This window comes from Paeniglutamicibacter psychrophenolicus (genome assembly GCF_017876575.1).
GTDB lineage: Bacteria > Actinomycetota > Actinomycetes > Actinomycetales > Micrococcaceae > Paeniglutamicibacter > Paeniglutamicibacter psychrophenolicus.
The window spans coordinates 4,438,122-4,459,760 of the sequence record NZ_JAGIOE010000001.1 but is presented as its reverse complement, the minus strand read 5'-3'; the positions used below and the strand labels follow the sequence as shown (position 1 = coordinate 4,459,760).

19 protein-coding genes and 1 riboswitch are annotated in these 21,639 nt (G+C 64.9%); of the genes, 11 read left to right on the top strand and 8 right to left on the bottom strand.

The window, feature by feature from the left end; translation table 11 throughout:
* Nucleotides 1-230: 230 nt before the first annotated feature.
* Nucleotides 231-2,099 (bottom strand): dihydroxy-acid dehydratase, encoded by a 1,869-nt coding sequence (ilvD, locus tag JOF46_RS20015; RefSeq protein ID WP_209910584.1) that lies wholly within the window; start codon nt 2,097-2,099, stop codon nt 231-233.
* 77 nt (nt 2,100-2,176) lie between these two features.
* On the opposite strand from ilvD, the gene JOF46_RS20010 reads away from it, so the two are divergent.
* The 10 genes from JOF46_RS20010 (at nt 2,177) to JOF46_RS19965 (ending at nt 13,574) form a co-directional block, all read left to right on the top strand.
* Nucleotides 2,177-3,013 (top strand): helix-turn-helix transcriptional regulator, encoded by an 837-nt coding sequence (locus JOF46_RS20010; RefSeq protein ID WP_209910581.1) that lies wholly within the window; start codon nt 2,177-2,179, stop codon nt 3,011-3,013.
* Between the two features lie 423 nt (nt 3,014-3,436).
* A riboswitch (SAM riboswitch) is annotated at nt 3,437-3,559 on the top strand.
* Nucleotides 3,560-3,665: 106 nt separating this feature from the next.
* Nucleotides 3,666-4,592: a methylenetetrahydrofolate reductase gene (locus JOF46_RS20005; RefSeq protein WP_209910579.1), complete on the top strand. Its 927-nt coding sequence runs from the start codon at nt 3,666-3,668 to the stop codon at nt 4,590-4,592.
* Between the two features lie 55 nt (nt 4,593-4,647).
* Entirely contained in the window at nt 4,648-7,005 is a 2,358-nt protein-coding gene (gene metE, locus JOF46_RS20000; protein WP_209910576.1) for a 5-methyltetrahydropteroyltriglutamate--homocysteine S-methyltransferase, read from the top strand.
* Nucleotides 7,006-7,109: 104 nt separating this feature from the next.
* Nucleotides 7,110-8,447: an O-acetylhomoserine aminocarboxypropyltransferase/cysteine synthase family protein gene (locus JOF46_RS19995; protein ID WP_209910573.1), complete on the top strand. Its 1,338-nt coding sequence runs from the start codon at nt 7,110-7,112 to the stop codon at nt 8,445-8,447.
* A gap of 18 nt (nt 8,448-8,465) precedes the next feature.
* Nucleotides 8,466-9,674, top strand: coding sequence for a cystathionine gamma-synthase (locus JOF46_RS19990; RefSeq protein WP_209910570.1), 1,209 nt, complete (start codon nt 8,466-8,468; stop codon nt 9,672-9,674).
* Nucleotides 9,675-9,883: 209 nt separating this feature from the next.
* A complete protein-coding gene (locus JOF46_RS19985; RefSeq protein WP_209910568.1) occupies nt 9,884-10,891 on the top strand; it encodes a bile acid:sodium symporter family protein in 1,008 nt (335 codons plus the stop codon).
* Nucleotides 10,892-11,057: 166 nt separating this feature from the next.
* On the top strand, nt 11,058-11,477 hold the full coding sequence (locus JOF46_RS19980) for a hypothetical protein (RefSeq protein WP_209910565.1): 420 nt from the start codon (nt 11,058-11,060) through the stop codon (nt 11,475-11,477).
* Nucleotides 11,478-11,543: 66 nt separating this feature from the next.
* Complete coding sequence (locus JOF46_RS19975) at nt 11,544-11,747, top strand: hypothetical protein (protein WP_209910563.1); 204 nt, start codon at nt 11,544-11,546, stop codon at nt 11,745-11,747.
* A 394-nt stretch (nt 11,748-12,141) separates the two neighbouring features.
* Complete coding sequence (locus JOF46_RS19970) at nt 12,142-12,435, top strand: type II toxin-antitoxin system RelE/ParE family toxin (protein WP_209910560.1); 294 nt, start codon at nt 12,142-12,144, stop codon at nt 12,433-12,435.
* Between the two features lie 20 nt (nt 12,436-12,455).
* Nucleotides 12,456-13,574: an ImmA/IrrE family metallo-endopeptidase gene (locus JOF46_RS19965; protein ID WP_209910557.1), complete on the top strand. Its 1,119-nt coding sequence runs from the start codon at nt 12,456-12,458 to the stop codon at nt 13,572-13,574.
* 174 nt (nt 13,575-13,748) lie between these two features.
* On the opposite strand, the gene JOF46_RS19960 is transcribed toward JOF46_RS19965, so the two are convergent.
* The 4 genes from JOF46_RS19960 to JOF46_RS19945 form a co-directional block, all read right to left on the bottom strand.
* Nucleotides 13,749-15,185: an IS1380 family transposase gene (locus tag JOF46_RS19960; protein WP_209910554.1), complete on the bottom strand. Its 1,437-nt coding sequence runs from the start codon at nt 15,183-15,185 to the stop codon at nt 13,749-13,751.
* Nucleotides 15,186-15,377: 192 nt separating this feature from the next.
* A complete protein-coding gene (locus JOF46_RS19955; protein ID WP_209910552.1) occupies nt 15,378-15,677 on the bottom strand; it encodes a hypothetical protein in 300 nt (99 codons plus the stop codon).
* Between the two features lie 45 nt (nt 15,678-15,722).
* Nucleotides 15,723-16,913: a HipA domain-containing protein gene (locus tag JOF46_RS19950; protein ID WP_209910549.1), complete on the bottom strand. Its 1,191-nt coding sequence runs from the start codon at nt 16,911-16,913 to the stop codon at nt 15,723-15,725.
* A complete protein-coding gene (locus tag JOF46_RS19945; RefSeq protein WP_209910546.1) occupies nt 16,906-17,184 on the bottom strand; it encodes a type II toxin-antitoxin system Y4mF family antitoxin in 279 nt (92 codons plus the stop codon). Before JOF46_RS19945 ends, JOF46_RS19950 begins: the two co-directional genes overlap by 8 nt.
* A 338-nt stretch (nt 17,185-17,522) precedes the next feature.
* Between JOF46_RS19945 and JOF46_RS19940 the strand changes: the two genes are divergently transcribed.
* Nucleotides 17,523-19,052 carry an FAD-dependent oxidoreductase gene (locus JOF46_RS19940; protein ID WP_342592519.1) on the top strand — a complete coding sequence of 510 codons (1,530 nt, stop codon included), beginning with the start codon at nt 17,523-17,525 and terminating at the stop codon, nt 19,050-19,052.
* Nucleotides 19,053-19,083: 31 nt separating this feature from the next.
* Here JOF46_RS19940 and JOF46_RS19935 read toward each other — a convergent pair whose 3' ends face one another.
* The 3 genes from JOF46_RS19935 to JOF46_RS19925 form a co-directional block, all read right to left on the bottom strand.
* On the bottom strand, nt 19,084-19,680 hold the full coding sequence (locus JOF46_RS19935) for a hypothetical protein (RefSeq protein ID WP_209910540.1): 597 nt from the start codon (nt 19,678-19,680) through the stop codon (nt 19,084-19,086).
* A 98-nt stretch (nt 19,681-19,778) separates the two neighbouring features.
* On the bottom strand, nt 19,779-20,837 hold the full coding sequence (locus JOF46_RS19930) for a Gfo/Idh/MocA family protein (RefSeq protein WP_209910537.1): 1,059 nt from the start codon (nt 20,835-20,837) through the stop codon (nt 19,779-19,781).
* Between the two features lie 43 nt (nt 20,838-20,880).
* The gene (locus JOF46_RS19925; RefSeq protein ID WP_113764163.1) at nt 20,881-21,405 is read right to left on the bottom strand and encodes a gamma carbonic anhydrase family protein; all 525 of its coding nucleotides are present in this window, start codon (nt 21,403-21,405) and stop codon (nt 20,881-20,883) included.
* Nucleotides 21,406-21,639 lie beyond the last annotated feature (234 nt).

The window sequence follows — 21,639 nt, the reverse complement described above, 5'->3', positions numbered from 1 at the left end:
CCCCGGCTAATTCTTGCGCAAATCCCCGGAACGGCTTAACGCCAATGGCGCTTCTCTGCGGCACTGCCCACCGTTTCAAGCGGAACTGTCTTGCATGTCTTTGCCCATCGTGCCGAAGATAGGCGATCCGGCCTCCGGCATTGTCCGGCAGAAGAAAACAACGGGTGCCCATCGTTGAACGACGGGCACCCGTTGGGAAAACCTGGGACAACGCGTGGATGCGGTTCCCGCTAAGCCAGCGCGGGCAGCGGAACCGAAATCTCCGGTACGTACCGCACCGCACCCTTGTCGGCCGACTGCGCAAAGGCGGCATAGGCACGCAGCGCGGGGGAGACCACGCGGTCGCGGTCACGCGGCTGGTAGCCGATGGTGGATTCCAGGTTCGCGCGGCGGCGTGCCAGCTCGTCCTCGCTGACCTCCAGCGTGATGGAGCGCGCCGGGATGTCGATGGAGATGGTGTCCCCGTTCTCCACCAGCGCGATCGCGCCGCCTGCGGCGGCCTCGGGGGAGATGTGCCCGATCGACAGCCCGGAGGTGCCGCCGGAGAAGCGCCCGTCGGTGATCAACGCGCACTTGGCGCCCAGGCCCAGGCCCTTGAGGAACGAGGTCGGGTAGAGCATTTCCTGCATGCCCGGCCCGCCGCGCGGACCCTCGTAGCGGATCACGACGACGTCCCCTGCAACAATCTCCTTGCTCAGGATCGCGGTGACGGCATCGTCCTGGGATTCGAAGACAACCGCGGGCCCGGAGAACTTGAAGATCGACTCGTCCACGCCGGCGGTCTTCACCACGCACCCGTCAAGCGAGATGTTTCCGCGCAGCACGGCCAGGCCGCCCTCGACCGAGTGTGCATTTTCCATGGAGTGGATGCAGCCATTTTCCGCATCCACATCCAAGGTGTCCCAGCGCTCGGACTGGGAGAACGCCTCGGCCGAACGCACGCAGCCCGGGGCCGCATGGAACAGCTCAATGGCGGTCTCGGTGGCCTTGCCGCCGCGGATATCCCAGTCATCAAGCCAGGAGCGCAGGTCCGTGCTGTGGATGGAGCGGACGTCGTGGCGCAGTCGGCCGCCGCGATCCAGCTCGCCCAGGATGGCGGGGATGCCGCCGGCGCGGTGCACATCCTCGACCAGGTAGTCGCCGTTGGGGGCAACCTTGGTCAGGCACGGGGTGCGGCGGGAAATCTCATCGATGTCATCGAGTGTGAAATCCAGCTCCGCTTCCTGGGCCGTGGCCAACAGGTGCAAGATGGTGTTCGAGGAGCCGCCCATGGCAATGTCCATGGTCATGGCGTTCTCGAACGCGGCACGGCCGGCGATGGCGCGCGGCAGCACCGAGGCGTCGTCGTCGAAGTAGTAGGACTTGGTGATTTCCACGATTGCGCGGCCGGCATCCTCGTAGAGATCCTTGCGTGCGGTGTGCGTTGCAAGCGTGGTGCCGTTGCCCGGAAGCGATAGGCCCAGGGCCTCGGTGAGGCAGTTCATCGAGTTCGCGGTGAACATGCCGGAGCAGGAACCGCAGGTGGGGCAGGCTGCTTCCTCGACGCTCAACAGGTCCTCGTCGGAGACCGCATCGTTCACGGCATCGGCAATGGCGGAGATCAGGTTCAGGCGCTTGCGCACGGTGCCGTCCACCAGGATCGCGGTGCCGCCTTCCATGGGGCCGCCGGAGACAAAGACGGTGGGGATGTTCAGGCGCATGGCGGCCATCATCATGCCGGGGGTGATCTTGTCGCAGTTGGAGATGCAGATCAGTGCATCGGCGCAGTGCGCGTTGACCATGTACTCGACCGAGTCGGCGATCAGATCGCGCGAGGGCAGCGAGTAGAGCATGCCGCTGTGGCCCATGGCGATCCCGTCGTCCACGGCGATGGTGTTGAACTCGCGCGGGATTCCCCCGGCCTCGATGATGGCGTCCGAGACGATGCGGCCCACCGGCTGGAGGTGGGTGTGTCCGGGGACGAATTCGGTGAAGCTGTTCGCAACGGCGATGATCGGCTTTCCGAAGTCGGAGCCCTTGACGCCGGCGGCTCGGAGCAGCGCGCGTGCTCCGACCATGTTGCGGCCGTGGGTGACTGTTCGTGAACGTAATTCAGGCATGATCCAAGTCAACCAGCACCGTCCACGCGGCGGAAGACGCTCCTAATACTAGTAGTGGCAGTGATAGATTTATGGTCATGAGTGTTGAACGCAGGCGGGAGCTGGGGCAGTTCCTGCGGGACAGGCGCGGCAACCTCGTCCGTGCGGAACTGGGGCTGCCGCCGATCGGGCGCAACCGCACGCTGGGACTGCGCCGGGAGGAGATCGCGGCCTTCGCCGCAGTCAGCGTCACCTGGTACACCTGGCTTGAACAGGGGCGGGACATCAACGCCTCCCGCCAGGTGCTCGAATCCATCGCCCGCGTGCTCACCCTGACCGCGGCCGAAACGGCGTACCTGCTGGCCATGGGCGGATACACGCCCGTCCCCTCCGCCGAGGTCATGGCCATCGAGCAGGCCCCGGACCACCTGCAGCGGCTGCTCGACGCCTTTGACTTCCCGGCGTTCGCCGTCGCCCCCGATTGGGGCATCGCCGGCTGGAACCGGGCCTACGCGGGCCTCTACACGCGCATAGCCGCGGTGGACCCGGAGGACCGGAACCTGCTCTGGCTGATTTTCACCGACCCGCACCTGCGCCAGATGCTGCCCGACTGGGAAGAAACCTCGCGGCACTTTGTCGCCGAGTTCCGTGCCGAGGCCGGCGCCCGCCTCGGATCGGCCGCCCACACGACACTGCTGAAGCGCCTGGGCGAAGCCAGCGGGCAATTCGCCAAGCTCTGGGCCGACCGCGGCGTGGAGCGCTTTGCCTCCCGGCAGCGCGTGTTCATGCATCCGGTTGCCGGTGAGCTGGTCTTCGAGCAGCACCGGCTGGTGCCCTCGGACGCCCCGGAACTGCACCTGGTGATGTACGTGCCGGTGCCCGGCACCCCGACCGCGGAGCGGATCCGCAAGCTCCTGGCGGACGAAACCGCCTGACGCTGCCCGGGCCAAGCCGAACCACCAGCCCAATCGCCGGGCACCCGTGTCGGGGATTGCCCCAAGCTTCCCGCCGCCGGCCATGGTTCGGTCGCCTCCGGCAGGAGGAAGCCGGCGGCTGGCGCGCACCCAATTGCGGCATGCCCGCGGCCATGTGCCGCCGCCCGGGGCCCCGGCAGCGTTCCGGCAGGCAGCGCCGCGGGACGTCACGGAAGCTTCATGGAAAACTCCTGGTCGTCACATCCGAGTCCCGAATCCTTGCAGGCCAAGGGAAGCAGTCCGATTGCCTCCCGTAACAATGTGACCCCGGGTGGCGATCGAAAATGACGCCGCTCGGTCATGTGAAGTGTTTTAACCGTTCGTGACAGCTTGGCCGGCAGACCCCTTGCATCCGTGGTTTCGGCTGGCCCAAGATGGATACATCAACCATCAAGAGCGGCTGAGAGATCTGGCTCGTTGACGCCGCAGCAACCATCATCCGATGGATTTTCCCCCTTTGCGGGGACTTTCCGTCGGCGAGGGTGCTAAGGCCAGAAGCGATGGAGCCGCTTTCAGCGTTCTCTCACATCGCCGCAGGAAACCCGTTGACGGGTGCCTGGGGCTTTTGTGGCGAACCTTGATGCCTCCCTCGTGTCGACGAGGAGTAATTTCAATGAGCATTGCACCGACAACAGCACCGCCGTCACTGTCCTACGAGCTGTACCCGCCGGTGAACCGCGATGCCTCCGAGGGTGTTTTCAACACCATCGCCGCACTGGAAACCACGGATCCCGACTACGTGTCGGTGACCTACTCGGGGTCCCCGGCCCGCCGCAACGCGTCCCTGGAACTGATCGAGCACCTCATCCAAAACACCCGGCTGCGTCCGCTGGCCCACCTGACCTGCGTGGGGGAGAGCCGCGAATCGCTGCAGAACCTGATTCGCCACTTCATCTCCCTCGGGGTCCGCGGCGTGCTGGCACTACGCGGGGATTTGCCCACCGACCCGCAGGAATGGCGCGGGGAATTCCCCTTCGCCCGCTACCTGATCGAACTGATCCGCGAGGTGGAGGCCGACCACTCTGCAGCACTGGCCGGCGGGCGGCTGGGCGTGGGCGTTGCCGCCTACCCCATCCAGCACCCCGAATCCCCGTCCTTCGAGCACGACGTGGAGGTGCTGCTGGCCAAGGAACGTTCCGGGGCCAACTACGCCATCACCCAGGTGTACTTCCAGCCCGAGGAGTACACCAACCTCGTGGAGTCATCCCGCCGGGCCGGGGTCACCATCCCGGTGATCCCCGGGGTCATCCCGCTGAACTCGCTGCCACGTTTGAACCGCCTGGCCAAGATGACCGGGGTGGCACCGGACCCGATCCTGGCCCACGCCCTGGAAACCGCAAGCTCGGAGGGCGAACGCCACCGCATCGGCGTGGACGCAGCCGTGAACCTGGCCCGCCGGGCCTTCGACGACGGGGCGCCGGGCGTGCACCTCTACACCTTCAACGACCACCGCGGCTCGCTCGACGTGATCGAGCAGCTCGAGCTGCCGCGGACCCGCGCCACCCTCACCAACTCCTGGGCCACCCGCGCAGCGGTCTGACCCACACCTTCTTCCCAACTTTCAAAAAACGTCAACAACACCAAGGAGATCCACCATGTCGAAGCCAACCTTCCCCGCCGCATCCGTCCTCGGCTACCCGCGCATCGGGCCGAACCGCGAACTGAAGAAGGCCCTTGAGGCCCACTGGGCCCGGAAGACCGACGAGGCCACGCTGCACGCCGCTGCCCTGCAGTTGCAGAAGGCCAACCTTTCCAAGCTTGCCGCCCTGGGCCTGAAGCCCGACGACGCCTCGCTGCCCGGCGACTTCGCCTACTACGACCAGGTCCTGGACGCCACGCTCGCGCTCTCGGCCCTGCCCACCCGCTTTGCCGACCTGGCCGATGCCAACGGCGCCATCGACACCGCCGCCTCCTTCATCCTGGCCCGCGGCGACGAATCCCGCGCCCCGCTGGAAATGACCAAGTGGTTCGACACCAACTACCACTACCTGGTCCCGGAAATCGGCGAAACCACCCCGATCAAGGCCAACGCCACGGTGCTTGTCGAAAACTTCAAGGCGCACGCCGCCAACGGCACCACCATCCGCCCCACCCTGGTCGGCCCGATCAGCTACCTGCTGCTGGCCAAGGCCGAGGACGGCGCAGCCGCCGGCTTCGACCCGCTGACCCGCATCGATGAGGTCGTGGCAGCCTACGCACAGATCCTCGCCGAGCTCGCCGCCGCCGGAGCACCGTGGGTGCAGCTGGACGAGCCGGGCCTGGTCACCGACCGTGGCGCCGAGCTGGCAGTTCCCGGCGCACTCGCCGAGACCGTCTACACCAAGCTCGCAGCCGCCACCGAACGACCGGCACTGCTGGTCACCTTCGGCTACGGCACCGCCGGGGAACCGACCCGCCCGGGTGCCACCCAGGGCCTGCTGGCCCGCGCCGGTGTCGAGGCCGTGCACGCCGACCTGGTCCGCGGTGCCCTCCCGACCGCCGAATTCCTCGGCGAGCTGGCCGGCTCCACCCTGGTGGCCGGAATCGTGGACTCGCGCAACATCTGGCGCAACAACCTCTCCGCCTCGCTGGACATCCTCAAGTCCCTGCGCACCGAGGTCGAAAAGGCCAACGGCGCCCTGGCCGTGGGCACCGCCACCTCGCTGCAGCACGTCCCGCACGATGTCGCCCTGGAAGCCAACCTTCCGGCCCACCTTCCCGAATGGCTCGCCTTCGCCAACCAGAAGGTCGCCGAGGTCATCACCCTGGCCAAGGGCCTTTCCGAGGGTGAATCGGCGATCGCCGCCGAGCTCTCGGCCGCCGAATCGGCCATCGCCCACCGAGCCGGCTTCGCCGGGACCACCGTCGCCGCGGTGCGCGAGCGCCTGGCCAACCTGACCACCGCCGACTTCTCCCGCTCGGATGCGCAGACCCGCAAGGAAGCACAGGAGGCGGCCCTGGCGCTGCCGCCGCTGCCGACCACCACCATCGGTTCCTTCCCGCAGACCACCGAGGTCCGCACCGCCCGCGCCGCCCACAAGGCCGGCACCCTGGACGACGCCGGCTACGAGGGCTTCCTCAAGGCGGAAATCACCCGCGTGGTCGAGCTGCAGGAAAAGCTGGGCCTGGACGTGCTGGTGCACGGCGAGGCCGAGCGCAACGACATGGTCCAGTACTTCGCCGAGAACTTCGACGGCTTCTCCGAGACCGAGAACGGCTGGGTGCAGTCCTACGGATCGCGCGCCACCCGTCCCTCGATCCTCTGGGGAGATGTCTCCCGTCCGGCGGCCTTCACCGTCCCGTGGATCTCCTACGCCGCCTCGTTGACCAACAAGCCGCTCAAGGGCATGCTCACCGGACCGGTGACCATCCTGGCCTGGAGCTTCATCCGCGACGACCAGCCACTGTCCATCTCCGCCAACCAGGTCGCCCTGGCGCTGCGCGACGAGATCGCGGACCTGCAGGCCGCAGGAATCGGCATCATCCAGGTCGACGAGCCGGCGCTGCGCGAGCTGCTGCCGCTGCGCGCCGCGGACCAGCCCAAGTACCTGGGCTGGAGCGTTGACTCCTTCCGTCTGGCCACCGCCGGCGCGGTGGACGCCACCCAGATCCACACCCACCTGTGCTACTCGGAATTCGGCGAAATCATCGAGGCCATCGACGCACTGGATGCAGATGTCACCTCGATCGAGGCCGCCCGTTCCCGCATGGAGGTCACCGCGGATCTGACCAGCTACGGCTACTCCCGCGGCATCGGCCCGGGCGTGTACGACATCCACTCCCCGCGCGTTCCCTCCACCGAGGAAGTCGCCGAGCTCATCGACATCGCCCTGGGTTCGCTGGATCCCAAGGCGCTGTGGATCAACCCGGACTGCGGACTGAAGACCCGCGGCTACGCCGAGACCGAGGCCTCGCTGGCCAACCTGGTCTCCGCCGCCGTCGCCGCCCGCGCCACCCTGGGCGTCGCGGTCTAGCTTGCACTCGGGTGTGCGGGTGCGGCACCGAGCCATTCGGTGCCGCACCCGCACACCCTCCCCTAACACGCACTTCTTCCTCTCTCGGCCCGAAAGGCACGATCATGGCCTCCAGCTCCTGGCAAAGCGCCACCACCGAAATCCACGCCGGGTACTCCCCGGCGGGAGAACACCGACCCATGACCGTGCCGATCTACAACACCGCGGCCTACCAATTCCCCGACTACGCCACCGCGGCAAAGCTCTTCTCGCTCAAGGAGCCGGGCTTCACCTACTCGCGCACCGGCAACCCCACGGTCGCGGTGCTCGAGGAGCGCGCCGCCGCCCTGGAAGGCGGGATCGGTGCAATCGCCACGGCCACCGGGCAGGCGGCCGTCGCGCTGTCCCTGCTGGCGCTGCTGCAGGGACCCAACCACCTGGTTGCCTCGTCCAAGCTCTACGGCGGCACCGTCGACCTGCTCACCGACACCTTCGCCGACTTCGGCATCACCGTCACGTTCGTCGACCCGGAGGACCCCGCCAACTGGGCGGCGGCCATCACCGAGAAGACCCGCGGATTCCTGCTCGAGTCGGTCTCCAACCCGCTGGCCACCCTGGTGGATCTGCGCGCCATCACCGATCTGGCCCACGCCGCCGGGATCCCGGTGGTCGTGGACAACACCCTGGCCACCCCGGCCGCCTACCGGCCCATCGAGTTCGGCGCCGACATCGTGGTGCACTCCGCAACCAAGGCCCTGTCCGGCCACGGATCGGTTCTTGGGGGACTGGTCATTGACGCCGGCACCTTCGATTTCACCGATGCCGCACGCTGGCCGCAGATCGCCGGACCCAAGGCGCGTTACTACGGAGATTCGCTGCTGGGGCGCTACGGAGCCAAGGCCTACCTGATGCTCGCACGCTCAAAGTTCCTGCACGATCTGGGCCCCACTCTCTCGGCGGCCTCGGCAAGCTCCATCCTCACCGGCATCGAGACGCTCTCGCTGCGCGTGGCCAAGGCCCAGTCCAACGTGCTGGAACTGGTCAAGGCCCTGGGAGCGCACCCGGCCGTGGCCCGGGTGCACCACCCCTCGGTGCCCACCCACCAGGACCACGAGCTGGCCAAGGAACACTTCCCGAATGGCACCGGCTGCGTGTTTTCCTTTGACCTCAAGGATCCGGCAGCGGTGCCGCAACTGGTCGATTCGCTGAAGCTCTTCGCCCTGGCCGCCAACATCGGGGACGCCCGCTCGCTGGTCGTGCACCCGGCCGCGATGACCCACTGCCGGCTCAACGATGCGCAGCTTGAAGCCGCAGGCATCGCACCGGGTACGCTGCGCCTCTCGGTGGGACTCGAGGACGCCGCCGATTTGATCGCCGACCTCACCGCCGGGCTCGACGCCCTGGGCCAAAACAACACCACCGAAACCGTGGCCAACGCGCCGCGCGAAACCGTCAACGCCTAGGGACCAGGGAGCAGCATCATGGGAACCACCAGCCACCAGGGTTTCAACACCCAAGCCATCCACGCGGGCCAGGCGCCCGATCCGCTCACCGGGGCCGTCATCCCGCCGATCTACCAGACCAGCACCTTCGTGCAGGACGGGATCAACGTGCTGCGCAACGGGCACGAGTACTCCCGGGGCTCCAACCCGACCCGCAACGGATTCGAAACCCAGCTCACCGCCCTGGAGGGCGGACACGCGGGCTTCGCATTCGCATCGGGGATCGCCGCCGAGGACGCGCTGCTGCGCGCGGTGCTGGCACCCGGTGACCACATCGTCCTCGGTGCCGACGGCTACGGCGGAACCAACCGGCTGATCAACCGCCTGCACGGCAAATGGGGGATCACCAACACCCCGGTGGACATCACCGACCTGGACGCCGTCGCAGCGGCCGTCCAGCCGGGAAAGACCGCGCTGCTCTGGGTCGAAACCCCGTCCAACCCGCTGCTGGGCATCGCGGACGTGGCGGGCTGGGCGAGGATCGCCCATGCTGCGGGTGCCCTGCTGGTCGTGGACAACACCTTCGCCACCCCGTTCCTGCAACGCCCGCTGTCCCTGGGCGCGGACGCCGTGGTGCACTCGACCACCAAGTACATCGGCGGGCACTCGGATGTGCTCGGGGGCGCGGTGATCGTGGCCCGGAAGGAATTCCGCGGCGAGGAACTGGCTCAGTCCGTGGGCTTCCAGCAATTCGCCGGCGGAGCGGTGGCCGGGCCGCAGGACTGTTTCCTGGCCGCCCGCGGGCTGAAGACCCTGGGGCTGCGCATGGAACGCCACTGCTCCAACGCAGCAACCCTTACCGACTGGCTGGGCACCCGCGAGGAAGTCGAAACCGTCCTGTACCCGGGCCTGGAATCGCACCCCGGCCACGAACTGGCCAAGACGCAGTCCAACGGCTTCGGCGGGATCGTCTCGATCCTGTTTGCCGGAGGGGAGACCGCGGCCCGGGCCTTTGCCGAATCAATGAAGCTCTTTGCGCTCTCGGTGTCCCTGGGCGGGGTCGAGTCGTTGGTTTGCTACTCGGCGGAAATGACCCATGCCTCGGTGGTCGGCACCCCGCTGGCCGTGCCGAGGAACCTGGTGCGCCTGAGCGTCGGAATCGAACAGGTCGAGGACCTCATCGCCGACCTGGAGGTCGGACTGGCCGCAGCCCGGAACGCCTCGCGCCAATACGCCGGGGCACGATAAAAAGACTTGCGGTGGTCCCTTGTGAAGGTCTGAGGGGGCTGGGGAGGGACCACCGCAATCCCGTCCGGGACGAAGACGGCGGGAAATTCGTGAAGCAAATGAAGCCGCGATGCCGCGATAAGCGGTAGGTGGTTTGCGATGAATGGCAAGCGATGAACGAATTGTTGTCACAAATGGACAGCGATTGATCAGTTTGCCACGATCTATTCATGTTAACTGATCGAAACGTACAACCAAAGCCCGGACTGGATGCCGAAGAGCGCAGCGCCAAGATTGCCGTGACTCTCTTCCCGCTGCTGGTCCTGGCCGGCGGGGCGTTCGCCCTGCTCTCCCCGGAAACCTTCAGCGGATTCTCCAAGGCCATCAACCCCTTGCTCATGGTCATCATGTTCGGCATGGGCCTGACCTTGACGCTTCCCGACTTCGCACTGGTAGTGCGCAAGCCGCTGCCGGTGCTGCTGGGCGTGGTGGCGCAGTACGTGATCATGCCGCTGCTTGGCCTTGGCATCTCGATGCTGCTGCAGCTGCCCCCGGCACTGGCCGCCGGCGTCATCCTGGTTGGTTGCGCACCGGGCGGCACCGCCTCGAACGTGGTGACCTATCTGGCCAAGGGAGACGTCGCGCTCTCGGTGACCATGACCTCGATTTCCACCCTGCTGGCACCCATCTTTACCCCGTTGCTGACACTGTGGCTGGCCGGACAGTACCTGCCGGTTGACGCCGGGTCGATGGCCAAGTCGATCGTGCAGATCGTGCTCATCCCCGTGGTCCTGGGTCTGGTGCTCCGGGTGATCCTGCCGCGCTTGGTCGCCAAGGTGCTCCCGGCCCTTCCCTGGGTCTCGGTCATCGCCATCACCGGAGTGGTGCTCATCGTGGTGGCCGGCAGTGCCGCCGCCATCTTCAGCGCAGGTGCGCTGATCCTGCTGGCCGTCATCCTGCACAATGCCGGCGGTGTGGCCCTGGGCTACGGAACCGCGAAGCTTTTCAAGCAGCCCATCGCCACCCGACGGACCATGGCCATCGAGGTCGGCATGCAGAACTCCGGCCTGGCCTCCGGCTTGGCCAAGACCTACTTCACGCCGGAAGCCGCACTGCCCGGTGCCGTGTTCTCGGTCTGGCACAACCTCTCCGGAGCGGTCATCGCCGCCTACTGGCGCCGCAGCAGCGCCAAGATCGCCGAGCGCGAGGCCCTCGATTCGGAGCTGGTTGGCAAGTAGCGAGTAACTTCAAAGAAAGGCTCAGGGGGCGTCGCAGTGTCATTTCGCGGCAACGTCCTATGTCATCTTGAGTCAAGGAACGCCGACATGGCTGGATCATTTTTGCTTCTCTGTTCAAGGTTAGTGGGGTAGTGGGATCTGGATGGTTTCTTCATTAGGGGTTTCCATGTGGGAAATTTTCGCTGCGGTGCTGGTCGCGGTAGTGTCCGCGTGGCTGGGTCCTGCCTTCATATCGTTGTTTCGCGACCCGCAAATGAAGCGCATCGAAGTGATCGAGCGACTGGCAGCTCTCCACGCGAGACGGATCTCGATGGGGCCGAAGCTACAGGGACTGGTGGAGGCAGAGGTTGCCGCAGGAATCCGGGAGCGGGCCACGGCGGACAGAAAGCGCCGGGAGCGTTCATGGGAGTTTGCCGCATTTAGCCAAGCGGCCTTGGTTGTGATTGCCTTTGTATTTTTTCCTCCTGACTTGAAAACTGAATCCGTTATTTTATTTAGCCTTTTTGCACTTTTGCTCTTTTACATCGGGCGAATGAGCTCAAGACGGTTGAAGAGAGTCGGCCCGGCAACTTCCTTTGATAGCTGATTGGGAAGCGCCATCGAAGACTTGGCATGCCGAAAGTGGCCGTACTGTCAAAGAATTCCCTTCGTCATGGCCAGCGAAATCAGCACACAGAACTTTGGGTTGGCCTCGGGCCCAGGCAAACAGTTCTTCACCATAGCGCCGGCGCTGCAGGGTACCGAGTTGTCGATCCGACACAACCTCTTCTGCGTGGTTGTTGATTTGTACCGGTACCGCTCATATGCGAAAGACGCTGAACGCGGCGTTGCCGGAACTGAGCCTGAGCGCGAATAGTAGATTCCGACTTGTTCGAGGCAGGAGCCGTTTAGCGCGAAAATGCATTGAACGGCTCCTGCCTTTCGGGTAGGTACGTAGGAATCGCTCGCGTGCGTATTGAAGGTAGTACGAGCTTGCAGCGTCCTGCTGGAGCCCATTCGGCCCGGAGCGGAAGGGCAAGCGCAAGCTGCCGGGAGCCTCGGCTCTACTCAACGCCGAAGATAGTGAATCAAAGTGTGGGCGATGGCCCTTATAGTGATCCGGAGGGTAGCGGGCGCGTCCAGCCAGCGTGATTCGCTGTTCGGGCAGCGTCTGGGCCTTTCCCGCATGCTGAGAACACGATTCGAGGGATGGCAATTGCCGAAAAACGCCGTCAGCCCTACTCTAAAAGTGTTACGATTTAGGTAATACTATGGAGTTGAACTATGCGAGTTGCGAGCTTGAGCGCCAATGCACCGAAGCAAGCCACATGCAGCGCAAGCTCGGCCCCGACCGTGCAAAGCGGCTCAAACTACGCCTTGACGACCTTCGAAGGGCCGCGGACCTGTCTGACCTATTGCTCATGGGAGGCAAATGGGAAGAACTCAAAGGAGACCGCGCGGGGCAGTGGTCTGGCAGGCTGACCGCGAATTGGCGGCTTATCATCCAGACCGAGGAAAATGGCCGAATTGCGGTCCTTGTCGTTGAGATCGTTGACTACCACTAGCTGCAGAGAGGAGCAGAGCAATGAGTACCCCCGATTACATCGTCTCCACCGGTGACCACCTCGACGAGTGGATGGAAGACGAAGGCATCAATGCGGCGGAGCTGGCCCGCCGCCTTGGAGTTACTCCCAAGCACGTCTCCGAACTGCTCTCCGGCAAGGCACCTCTCAGGCCAGCCCTTGCCTTGGGCCTTGAACGCGTGACCAATATCGCGGCCCGGATCTGGAACCTGTATGAGTCCGGTTACCGAAGCGACCTCGCTCGAGTCTCCGAAGCCTACGAGCTTGCTGCGCAATATGAGTGCGCCAAGGCATTCCCTCTCGCGTACCTGCGGAAGTGGAAGTTCATCACAGCCCCGGCCCGTGATCGCGTGGGCACGGTCAGTCAGTTGCTCTCGCTCCTGGGCATTGCAGACCTCGATGCTTTCGACGCCACATGGGTTCACGGCAAGGTGGCCTATCGCAAGGCCACGCTCGGGAACGACAAGACCCGAGAGCTTGCCACCTGGCTGGCTCTCGGTGAGCGGCACTTCCCGCGCAACGATCTTCCGGAATATAACAAGTCCGGGTTGCAGACGTTATTGCCACAACTACGTGCGCTCACCGCTGCACCCGACCCGGTTGCAGCGGTTGACGAAGCCACGATCTTGTTGGGGCAAGTCGGCATCGCGATGTGCTTGATCCCTCCGATCCCGGGGTTCGGAGTGCATGGAGCAACCCGATGGATCGCCGGTCATCCGCTGGTGCAGCTTTCGGTGCGTGGCAAGAAAGATGACCAACTGTGGTTCACGCTCTTCCATGAACTGGGGCATGTGCTGCTGCACGGTGACAAAAGAGTGTTCGTTCAAGGTGCACGCGACACTGCAGAGACCGAAGCCGATGCTTTCGCTTCAAGAACGCTGATCCCTGCTGCGTTCCAAGATCGGCTTCCACGAAGTCGAAATATTGCAGCCGTTCGTGGACTTGCATCCGAGCTGGGTATTGCACCGAGCATCGTCTTGGGGCAAGCGCAGCGTCTCACAACTGATTACGCTTGGGGCCAGGAACTCAAAGTGACTCTGGAATGGGGCCCGGAGGCAGTTCAAGGGTCGACACATGAGTTGCCTGACAAGGAGAACTCCGAAGCTCCCTTGGCTGACTAACCCGGATTTTTCATGTGATGCCGGTGGGCCGCTGGATCCATGGTTTTCCCGGATTCGGCGGCCCGACCGGTTTCCGGGCACGGCAAGAAGACCTGCCACCGGTCCGGGCGTCGGGTTCCACTCCCGAAAAGGGCTTGTTCTTTCTCTCGAAGGGGGTTCTCGCGGCATGGGTCCTTATGCCGCGAGGTGCCCCTGCCGCCAGCGCTGGCGCAGACGGGCGGTCCCATCCAGGAGCGCGATCAGCAGCGGCGATTCGGGTGCGGATTGCGGGATCAGCAGCCGTTTCCGCCGCGCGCTGCTGATGATTTTCCCGGCGATCGAAAACAACCGGTAGCGCCAGCGTTTCATGTCCCAGGAACCGGCGTCATGCCCGGCGGGCAGGATCGCCAACGGCATCCACGCCACGAGGTTCATGGCGAGCACCGCGAGGTCAGTCCACAGCTGGTTCGCCGAGATCCCGAAGAAGGGCAGCTTCCCCATACCGCTGTTCTTGAGCGTCTTGATGCGGTTTTCGCACCGCCCGCGGGCCCGGTGCCGGGCGTCGAGGAACGCCACGTTCCAGCGCGGGGCGTTGGTGAGGAACGCGGTCACCCGGTGCCCGTCCACGTCGAACAGGCTGGCCTGCGCCCCGGGATGCAACGGCTCGGCACGGAGGTACAGGCGCGTTCCTGGCGGGTAATCCTTCAGTTTTATGACCTGGGTTGCGTCGATGACCCAGGCGTCGCGGCGTTCGTACCCGTCCTGCTCCACGACCCGCTCCCACAGGGTCTTGTCGTTGATCCAGTGGATGAACCGCTCGTTGGGGACCGGCAGGGCGTAGGAGGTGGAGAACTGCAGCCCCCTGTCGTGCAGGTGGTGCAGGAACTCGCGGCTGGCCCCGGCGCTGTCGGTGCGCACCAGGATCTTCTCGGCGGCCAGTTCCCCCTGCTGGTCGCGCATCGCATCGGGGAGCTGGTCCAGGGCCTTGTCGAGCACGCGGATGTGGTCCGTTGCCGAGTTAGCGCCCTTGTTGCCGGCCCGCAGTTCCGCGACAAGGACCTCGCCGTTGCCGTTGCTCCTGCCGTAGTCGAGGCTGGCGACGAAGGGGGCGTGACCGAACCCGCCCTTGAAGTCGCCTGCGGCCCATTCCTTCTCGGAGTGGGAATTCACCAGGGTCGCGTCCAGATCGATGATCAGCGGGTCCAGCCTAGTGGCCAGGATGGCGGGGTTCCGTGGGCCGGAGGCTTCCCAGATCCTGGAGCGCAGGGCCTTGGTGAGGGTGGCGAAGCCGTGGGCGTAGGCCTCCGGTGATTCGGCGGCACGCGCCACGAACCTGGACACGGTCGCGTTCGAGGGCGTCGGGCCGAACAAGCCGGGGCTGTCGCGCAGGGTGTCGAGGTCAGTGACGTGTTCCCCGCCACCGGCGAGCATCACCGCCAGCGGGCCCAGGATCCCGCCGGGCCGGTGGATGGCCTGTTCGGGGACGAACTGGGAGAGCCGGTCCTCGCACAGGGCACCGAAGCCGGTCGCGTCCAGGAAGGAGGTGAGCACGTTCAGCCCGGCGTGGGAGACCAGCGACTGGCCGGTCAGGGTTGCGGGAACGGCGGGGAAAACACGGGTATCGTTAAGCATCGAAAAGGTGAGTCCTGATCTGGTGGAATATAAGGTGTGGTACCTCTATTTTCCCAGATCAGCTCACCTTTTCCTCGTTAGAGACGCTTAATGACAACCCATCCCATGAAAACGCCGGGCTAAATGAAATACGGAATGTGGCATCCTGCCTGGCTCCGCGGTATTGGCACCCTATTCATGCTGGCTTCCCGCCTACTCGATGCCGTCATCCAAGGCTGTCGGCTTCAACGGGTTGCCTTTGCTGTGGCGTGCGCGTGCCCGCCCATAGGCGCTACGGGAGTTCTGCTTCCACCACCACTGCTCGGCGTTGGTCGCGATCCTGCGTAGGTGGCTGTCACTGAGCGGGGCAAAGCCCAGGTCGAGAAGTTCCTGGTGCATGTCATGGGCTGCTCCGTAGGCCATGTTTTTCCATTGCTTGCGGCTGCGCACCCCGTAACGGTGCTCCTTGCACCACCCGTTGAGCCTGCGATGCAGTTCCGCCCCTGTGTCCATTCTCGATCTTCCTTGCCGCCGAAGGTGTTGCCGCCAGGGCCACCTTTATTGAGGAGGTTGTGGGGGGATGGCGCGGCGAAGTACCTTCACATGCTTCGCAAGCTTCAGCATGCGGGCCTGATCGGTGCCACCTTCGCCAAAGATGTCCTCATATCGTTCGGCCACCCTGGACATGACGGTGAACGCCTCGTGGCAAACCATGTCCCCATCGAGTCCCGAGTCCTTGGCAAAGGTCCTCCAATTGTCCTCGACCAGTTCTGCCGGGTGCTGAGCGGAACCCACGGACATGGCAAAAGTATTCTCGAACTCCGGCCAGAAATGCACAGGAACGGTGTCGTAAAGGGGAGCCAGCTGTACTTGCTCTCCGGCAAGAAGCACCGAGTAGTTTTTCGCATGTGCATCGGAATTCCCGAAGGCGACGTTGAACGCCAGTTGGCGAACGAAGCGCTTTTCCATGCCAAAACGTGCAAGCAGGCGAGCAACCTCGGAGGCCCGGACACCGTACTTTTCCGAGGTGCGGCGCCCCAGGGATTGATTGAGGTCCTCTGCCGGTAGCCTGAGGCCAGGTTCTCTGTCCCATCGCTCGACAATGAACGTTGGTTGCCCCAAGAACTCCACCGTTTCAGCACGGGATGCCTCGATACCCACCGCTCTGGCCAACTCGAGCCCCAAGCTTTCGAACCGTTCAATCGAACGGTGTTTTTTCGAGGGGGGTTTGAGTATATGTGTCGACGGGGTTTCGTAGGTTGGCCAAAACCAGCGGTTGCCGATCTTCGTTAAGGTGAACTTACCCTGCATTCCTGCCAGGGACATGCGGGGCTTTACTCGTGGGTCGGACCAGCTTGAGTCATTGATGCGCAGCGAGGCGATGCGCTCGGCGATATCGTCCTGGGTGGCCTCGATCAATGGTTCCGCTTCGCGCTGCGGCAGGCCGGGATCTGAAGAAAGCGACACTGCGCCGGCCACGTCTTCGCCGTATGCAGATAGGAGCGTGAAGGGGTCCGCGCTGGAAAGGCTCCGCGCGCGGGCCCAACGTTCCCGGGTTTCCGTGTGGTCCGGTAGCAAATTGTCCAGGTAGGCGAGGGCTGCTTCGGGGGCATGCACGGCATTCGGCAGCAGGGATAGGGACAGCGGCGTTCCAGTGTACCCGGGGGCGTACTCAAAGGTGATTCGCCCGCCAAATTGGTGGAACAGCCCTATGGGTGTCCTGCCAAAGAAGGCGTAGAGCTCAGCCAAAGCGCTTTACCACCTGTTCCAGGTCTACGTCTTCGAGGCGTTTCCCGCTGGGGATTGATGGGAGCGCCACTGCATGGATGTCCAAGGCTTCAAGAACCGCCAGGACCTTGCCGAGCTCAGCACGCATGTGTCCGGCTTCCAATTCCACGATGAAGCGCCGACCAACGCCGGAGTTGGTGGCGAGTTGCGCCTGGGTCCAGCCTTTGTCCTTGCGGCCCTCGCGAACGGCTTGGGCGACCGCATCAACTGTTGCCAAAAAGCGCCTTTTCATGGTTTCAGCCTACGCCTGATGTGCGCGTACGGGAACATGCATGGAATGCAGCAGGCCAAGAATGAGAAGCAAAAGCGCCAGTGCCATGATTCAACCAGAGGGGGTTCGACGTATCGTCGGTCGAGTTCCGTAGAAAACGCCTGGAGCAGGGCTGCCATTGATAAACCCCTGGCCAAGGGCCATGATCGGGTCAAGGCCGCGATCGGTTCACGTGCCCGGGGAAATCGATGAGGTGCAAGGGCTTGGCCCGGCACCCATCGGGCCGGGGGCGGAACACCCCGGGGCCCGCGACAACCTGGAATCCATTCAATTGTGCAGGGCAACCCGAAGGAGACGCCGTGACCACCGCAGCGAACAGTGAACGGCCCGAAGGCGAACCCGTCTCCCTCTGGGTGGCCACCGGCGGTACCACCGATTATCCGCCCCTGCGCGGGGACGTGGAGGTGGACGTCGCGGTGATCGGCGGAGGCATCGCCGGGTTGGCCGCGGCACTGGCCCTCAAGCGCGCCGGCCGGAGCGTTGCGGTCGTTGAGGCCGCCCGCGTGGGAACCGGGGTCACCGGCCACACCACCGGCAAGGTCACCTCCTTGCAGCGGCTTGCCTACACGGGACTGCGCGAGAGCCACGGGGTCGACACCGCCCGCGCCTACGGCCAGGCCAACGAGGCGGCGCTGCGCCACATCTCCGCGGTGGTGGAAGCCGAAGGCATTGACTGCGATTTCCGCCGCGTCGCCAACTACACCTACGCCGAATCGGACGACGCGCTGGCCAAGGTGCATGCCGAGGCGGAGCTGGCCAAAGAACTGGGCCTTCCCGCCACGTTCACCACCGAGGTCCCGCTGCCCTTCGAGACCAAGGGCGCGGTGCGGTTTGACGGGCAGGCGCAGCTCCATGCCGTGAAGTACCTGCAGGGCCTGGCCCGGGCGGTGCAGGGGGAGGGCAGCTTTGTCTTTGAGCAGTCGCGTGCCGCGGACATCCAGGAAGGTTCCCCGTGCGTTGTTACCCTGGAGGACGGCAGCATCAGGGCAAACGACGTCATCGTCGCGACCAACGTGCCCTTCGGCGACCACGGCCGTTTCGATGAGCGGTGTTACGCCCACCGTTCCTACCTTGTCGCCGGACTTATCGACTCCGCACCGCTGGATGCGACATTCATCAGCGTAGATGAACCCATGCGTTCCATCCTGACGGTCGCCGTGGACGGCAAGAACTACATGCTCGCCGGAGGGGAGGGCCACCGGGCCTCGGAACCGGGGGACTCGGCCGAGCGGTACCGCCGGCTGGCCACGTTCACCCGCGAGAAGCTCGGAGCGGCAAGCATCGCCTACCGGTGGTCGACTCAGGACGGCATCCCCATCGACGGACTGCCCTATGTCGGTCCCATGTCACCCGAGGCCCGGCACCTCTACGTCATCACCGGGCTGCGCAAGTGGGGGCTGACCAACGGGACGGCCGCGGCATTGATCCTCACCGATGCCATCCTGGGCCGGGACAATCCGTGGGCGGCGATGTTCAACAGCAACCGCACCCTCCCCGAGGGCACCAAGGAAGCCTCCGCCGGGCGGGACCCCGTGGCAGCTGATGCCGGACCTGCTGCGGAACAGGCCGGCATCCGCAGCAGCGAAGAGCTGGCACCCGGGCAGGGCGGGGTCATCGAGGCAGGGGACTCCAGCACCGCCGTCTACAAGGACACCCGTGGCGTCGTCCACGCGGTCTCGGCCATCTGCACCCACCAGGGGTGCACCGTGGAATTCAACCCCGCAGACACCACCTGGGACTGCCCCTGCCACGGCTCCCGCTTCACCACCGACGGAACCGTCATCCAAGGCCCGGCGATCAAGCCGCTTCCGGCCCGGACCGTACCCTGAGTCGGTGCCGGGGACCAGCCTGCGGACCCGGTTAACCTTCGAACGGTGCAGGCAACACGTCGCGGTGCGGAACGATGGACACGACTTCCAATCGAAGGTCTTGGTGCAACGCCCGGAACAAGTCGGGCGAAGCGGCAATGACCAGGGAATCCGGATAAAGGCCGGTGCCCCAGGCAAAGGAATGGTTGGGATCCTCGACGAAATCCGGGACCTGGTCGCGGACCCCGCGGAAAATGATTTCCTCGATGCAGAGGTCTTCATGGAGGTATTCCTGGCCGTAAAAGTTGCTGGTCGTGGCCTGGGGTGTGAAGGGCCGCGAGCGCCCGACCCAGCTCCGGGTGTTCAGCAGCAAATCCGTGCCCAGGTGTGCGCCCAAGATCTCACGCAGGACAGCGGCTGTTTCCCGGTCCAACCGGCCCAGGGGGGCATCTGGTGGATAGGCGTCCGGATGCTCCTCCAGATACGAGCTCCACAGCTCGTTGCAATCCGCCGAGGCCTCCAACCCGGCCCCGGACGGAAGCAAGGATGACCACCGGAGAGGGGCGTCGCTGTGGTCATGGGCGGGCAGGAAGAGCCGCAGCAGGCGTAGCGAACGGAATTCCTCGCCGATGTAGTCACGGGCCAGCATGGAGGCTTCCTTTTTCGGGGAGGGAACCGGGAAGAAAAGGTTTCGCGGTGCCGAAAAATTCTCCGACACCGCGAAACCCCGTCTTGCCCTGCTTGCTGCTACTTCACGTAGGCATCGTTCGGGTAGCGGATCCCCAGCTGGTGGCGGATCCCGTCGAACATCGCCATGGTGTTCACCGAGTGCTCCCACGGCATGGTGGGGGACTCGTTCAAGCCCTCCTGGATGCAGCGGGTCGCTTCGCGGAACTCGTAGGTGTAGTTCGCGCCCACCGGTTCAAAGACCTCGGTCCGTGCCGGTCCGTTGACCGGGTGGATGAAGAGCTTGGTGGGGTTGTGCAGCGGGGCGTTGGTGCCCAGCCAGCCACCGGTGCAAGCCACCCGTGCTTCCTTGGTCGGTGAGCTGGTCAGTGAAACCATCAGCTGCGCGTGGCGCACCCCGGAGTAACCCAGGGTGATGGCGGTCTGGATGTCCACTCCGTCGTCGTTGAGGTCGCTGCTGGCCTGCACCGAGGTCGGGAAGCCCATGGCCCCGATGGCCCAGGTGAGGGGGTAGACCCCCATGTCCAGCAGTGCGCCGCCGCCGGCCTCCGGGTCATACAGGCGCCAGGTCGGGTCGTAGGGTGCCAGGAATCCCAGGTCCGCCTGGACCCAGGACGGCTCGCCGAGCTCACCGGACTCCAGGATCTCCATGGCCCGGGCGAATACCGGGGTGAAGCGAGACCATACGGCTTCCATCAAGAAAAGGTCGCGTTCCTCGGCCTCGGCGACCAGGGCGCGGGCCTCGGCGGCGTTGATGGTCAAGGACTTCTCGCACACCACGTTCTTGCCGGCCCGCAACGCGGCCATGGCGATCTCGAAGTGCTGCCCGTGCGGGGTGCCGATGTAGACGGCCTCGATCTCCGGCTCGGCAAACATGGCTTCGTAGGAGCCGTAGGCCCATTCGATGTCATGCTCGTCGGCGAACGCGCGGGCGCGTTCCTCGCTGCGGGATGACACCGCAATGACGTTGGCGTCCTCCAGGGACTGGAGGTCTGCAATGACATTTTCAACAATGCGCCCGGTGGAGACAATGCCCCAGTTCAGCGAGCGGCCCGTGGCCCTGATTGGTGAGGGGGCGCTTGAATGGGCGGCGGGTGGTGCCTGGATGTAACGAACCATCGTAAGTGTGCTCCCTATGCAGTATTGGGCTGGGTGGGTGGACCTAACGTGCGGCGTTTGCCTCACGGTGCTTGGCCGCCAGCACCAGGTAGTGGGCGGCGTTTTCCTTCAGGGATTCGACTTCCTCGTCGCTGAGCTCGCGGCGCACCTTGGCCGGGACGCCAGCAACCAGCGAGCGCGGCGGTACCTGGGTGCCCTCGAGCACCAGGGCGCCGGCGGCAACCAGGGAATTTTCCCCGATGACCGCACCGTTCATGATGGTCGCGCTCATGCCGATGAGGCAGTCGTTGCCCACGGTGGCCCCGTGGACCACGGCCGAGTGGCCCACCGAAACGCGCTCGCCGATGGTGCAGGGGAAACCTGTGTCGGCGTGCAGCACCACGTTGTCCTGGAGGTTGGTGCCCTCCTTGACGGTGATGGTGTCGGAGTCACCGCGGGCCGAGACGCCGTAGAAGGCGCTGGCGTTCGCACCCAGGGACACGTCCCCGGAAAGCGTTGCGGTTGGTGCCACGAAAGCGGTGGGATCGACGGACGGGGTTACTGAATCAATGGTGATGATGTGGGCCATGACACCCACTCTAGTCGGTGCCCTGCGGGCTATTTGGTTGCGCGACACGACGTACTCGATGGCGTATGCGGGACCGGGGGAGACCTCGCCGGGGCCATGCGCCCAAGATTGTTGCCAGGTGGGTAGCCAGACGGTCATGCCCGGTCGGCAGGATGCACGGGACCGGTGCGTGGTGGCCACCGACCGGCGCAAACAGATAGTGTTGATGCTTGGCTCCGCACCATGGGACTACAG

Excerpts from the sequence above, each read along its gene's own strand:
- ilvD (WP_209910584.1), bottom strand. The coding sequence starts at position 2,099 with ATGCCTGAATTACGTTCACGAACAGTCACCCACGGCCGCAACATGGTC.
- JOF46_RS20010 (WP_209910581.1), top strand. The coding sequence starts at position 2,177 with ATGAGTGTTGAACGCAGGCGGGAGCTGGGGCAGTTCCTGCGGGACAGG.
- JOF46_RS20005 (WP_209910579.1), top strand. The coding sequence starts at position 3,666 with ATGAGCATTGCACCGACAACAGCACCGCCGTCACTGTCCTACGAGCTG.
- metE (WP_209910576.1), top strand. The coding sequence starts at position 4,648 with ATGTCGAAGCCAACCTTCCCCGCCGCATCCGTCCTCGGCTACCCGCGC.
- JOF46_RS19995 (WP_209910573.1), top strand. The coding sequence starts at position 7,110 with ATGGCCTCCAGCTCCTGGCAAAGCGCCACCACCGAAATCCACGCCGGG.
- JOF46_RS19990 (WP_209910570.1), top strand. The coding sequence starts at position 8,466 with ATGGGAACCACCAGCCACCAGGGTTTCAACACCCAAGCCATCCACGCG.
- JOF46_RS19985 (WP_209910568.1), top strand. The coding sequence starts at position 9,884 with ATGTTAACTGATCGAAACGTACAACCAAAGCCCGGACTGGATGCCGAA.
- JOF46_RS19980 (WP_209910565.1), top strand. The coding sequence starts at position 11,058 with ATGTGGGAAATTTTCGCTGCGGTGCTGGTCGCGGTAGTGTCCGCGTGG.
- JOF46_RS19975 (WP_209910563.1), top strand. The coding sequence starts at position 11,544 with ATGGCCAGCGAAATCAGCACACAGAACTTTGGGTTGGCCTCGGGCCCA.
- JOF46_RS19970 (WP_209910560.1), top strand. The coding sequence starts at position 12,142 with ATGGAGTTGAACTATGCGAGTTGCGAGCTTGAGCGCCAATGCACCGAA.
- JOF46_RS19965 (WP_209910557.1), top strand. The coding sequence starts at position 12,456 with ATGAGTACCCCCGATTACATCGTCTCCACCGGTGACCACCTCGACGAG.
- JOF46_RS19960 (WP_209910554.1), bottom strand. The coding sequence starts at position 15,185 with ATGCTTAACGATACCCGTGTTTTCCCCGCCGTTCCCGCAACCCTGACC.
- JOF46_RS19955 (WP_209910552.1), bottom strand. The coding sequence starts at position 15,677 with ATGGACACAGGGGCGGAACTGCATCGCAGGCTCAACGGGTGGTGCAAG.
- JOF46_RS19945 (WP_209910546.1), bottom strand. The coding sequence starts at position 17,184 with ATGAAAAGGCGCTTTTTGGCAACAGTTGATGCGGTCGCCCAAGCCGTT.
- JOF46_RS19935 (WP_209910540.1), bottom strand. The coding sequence starts at position 19,680 with ATGCTGGCCCGTGACTACATCGGCGAGGAATTCCGTTCGCTACGCCTG.
- JOF46_RS19930 (WP_209910537.1), bottom strand. The coding sequence starts at position 20,837 with ATGGTTCGTTACATCCAGGCACCACCCGCCGCCCATTCAAGCGCCCCC.
- JOF46_RS19925 (WP_113764163.1), bottom strand. The coding sequence starts at position 21,405 with ATGGCCCACATCATCACCATTGATTCAGTAACCCCGTCCGTCGATCCC.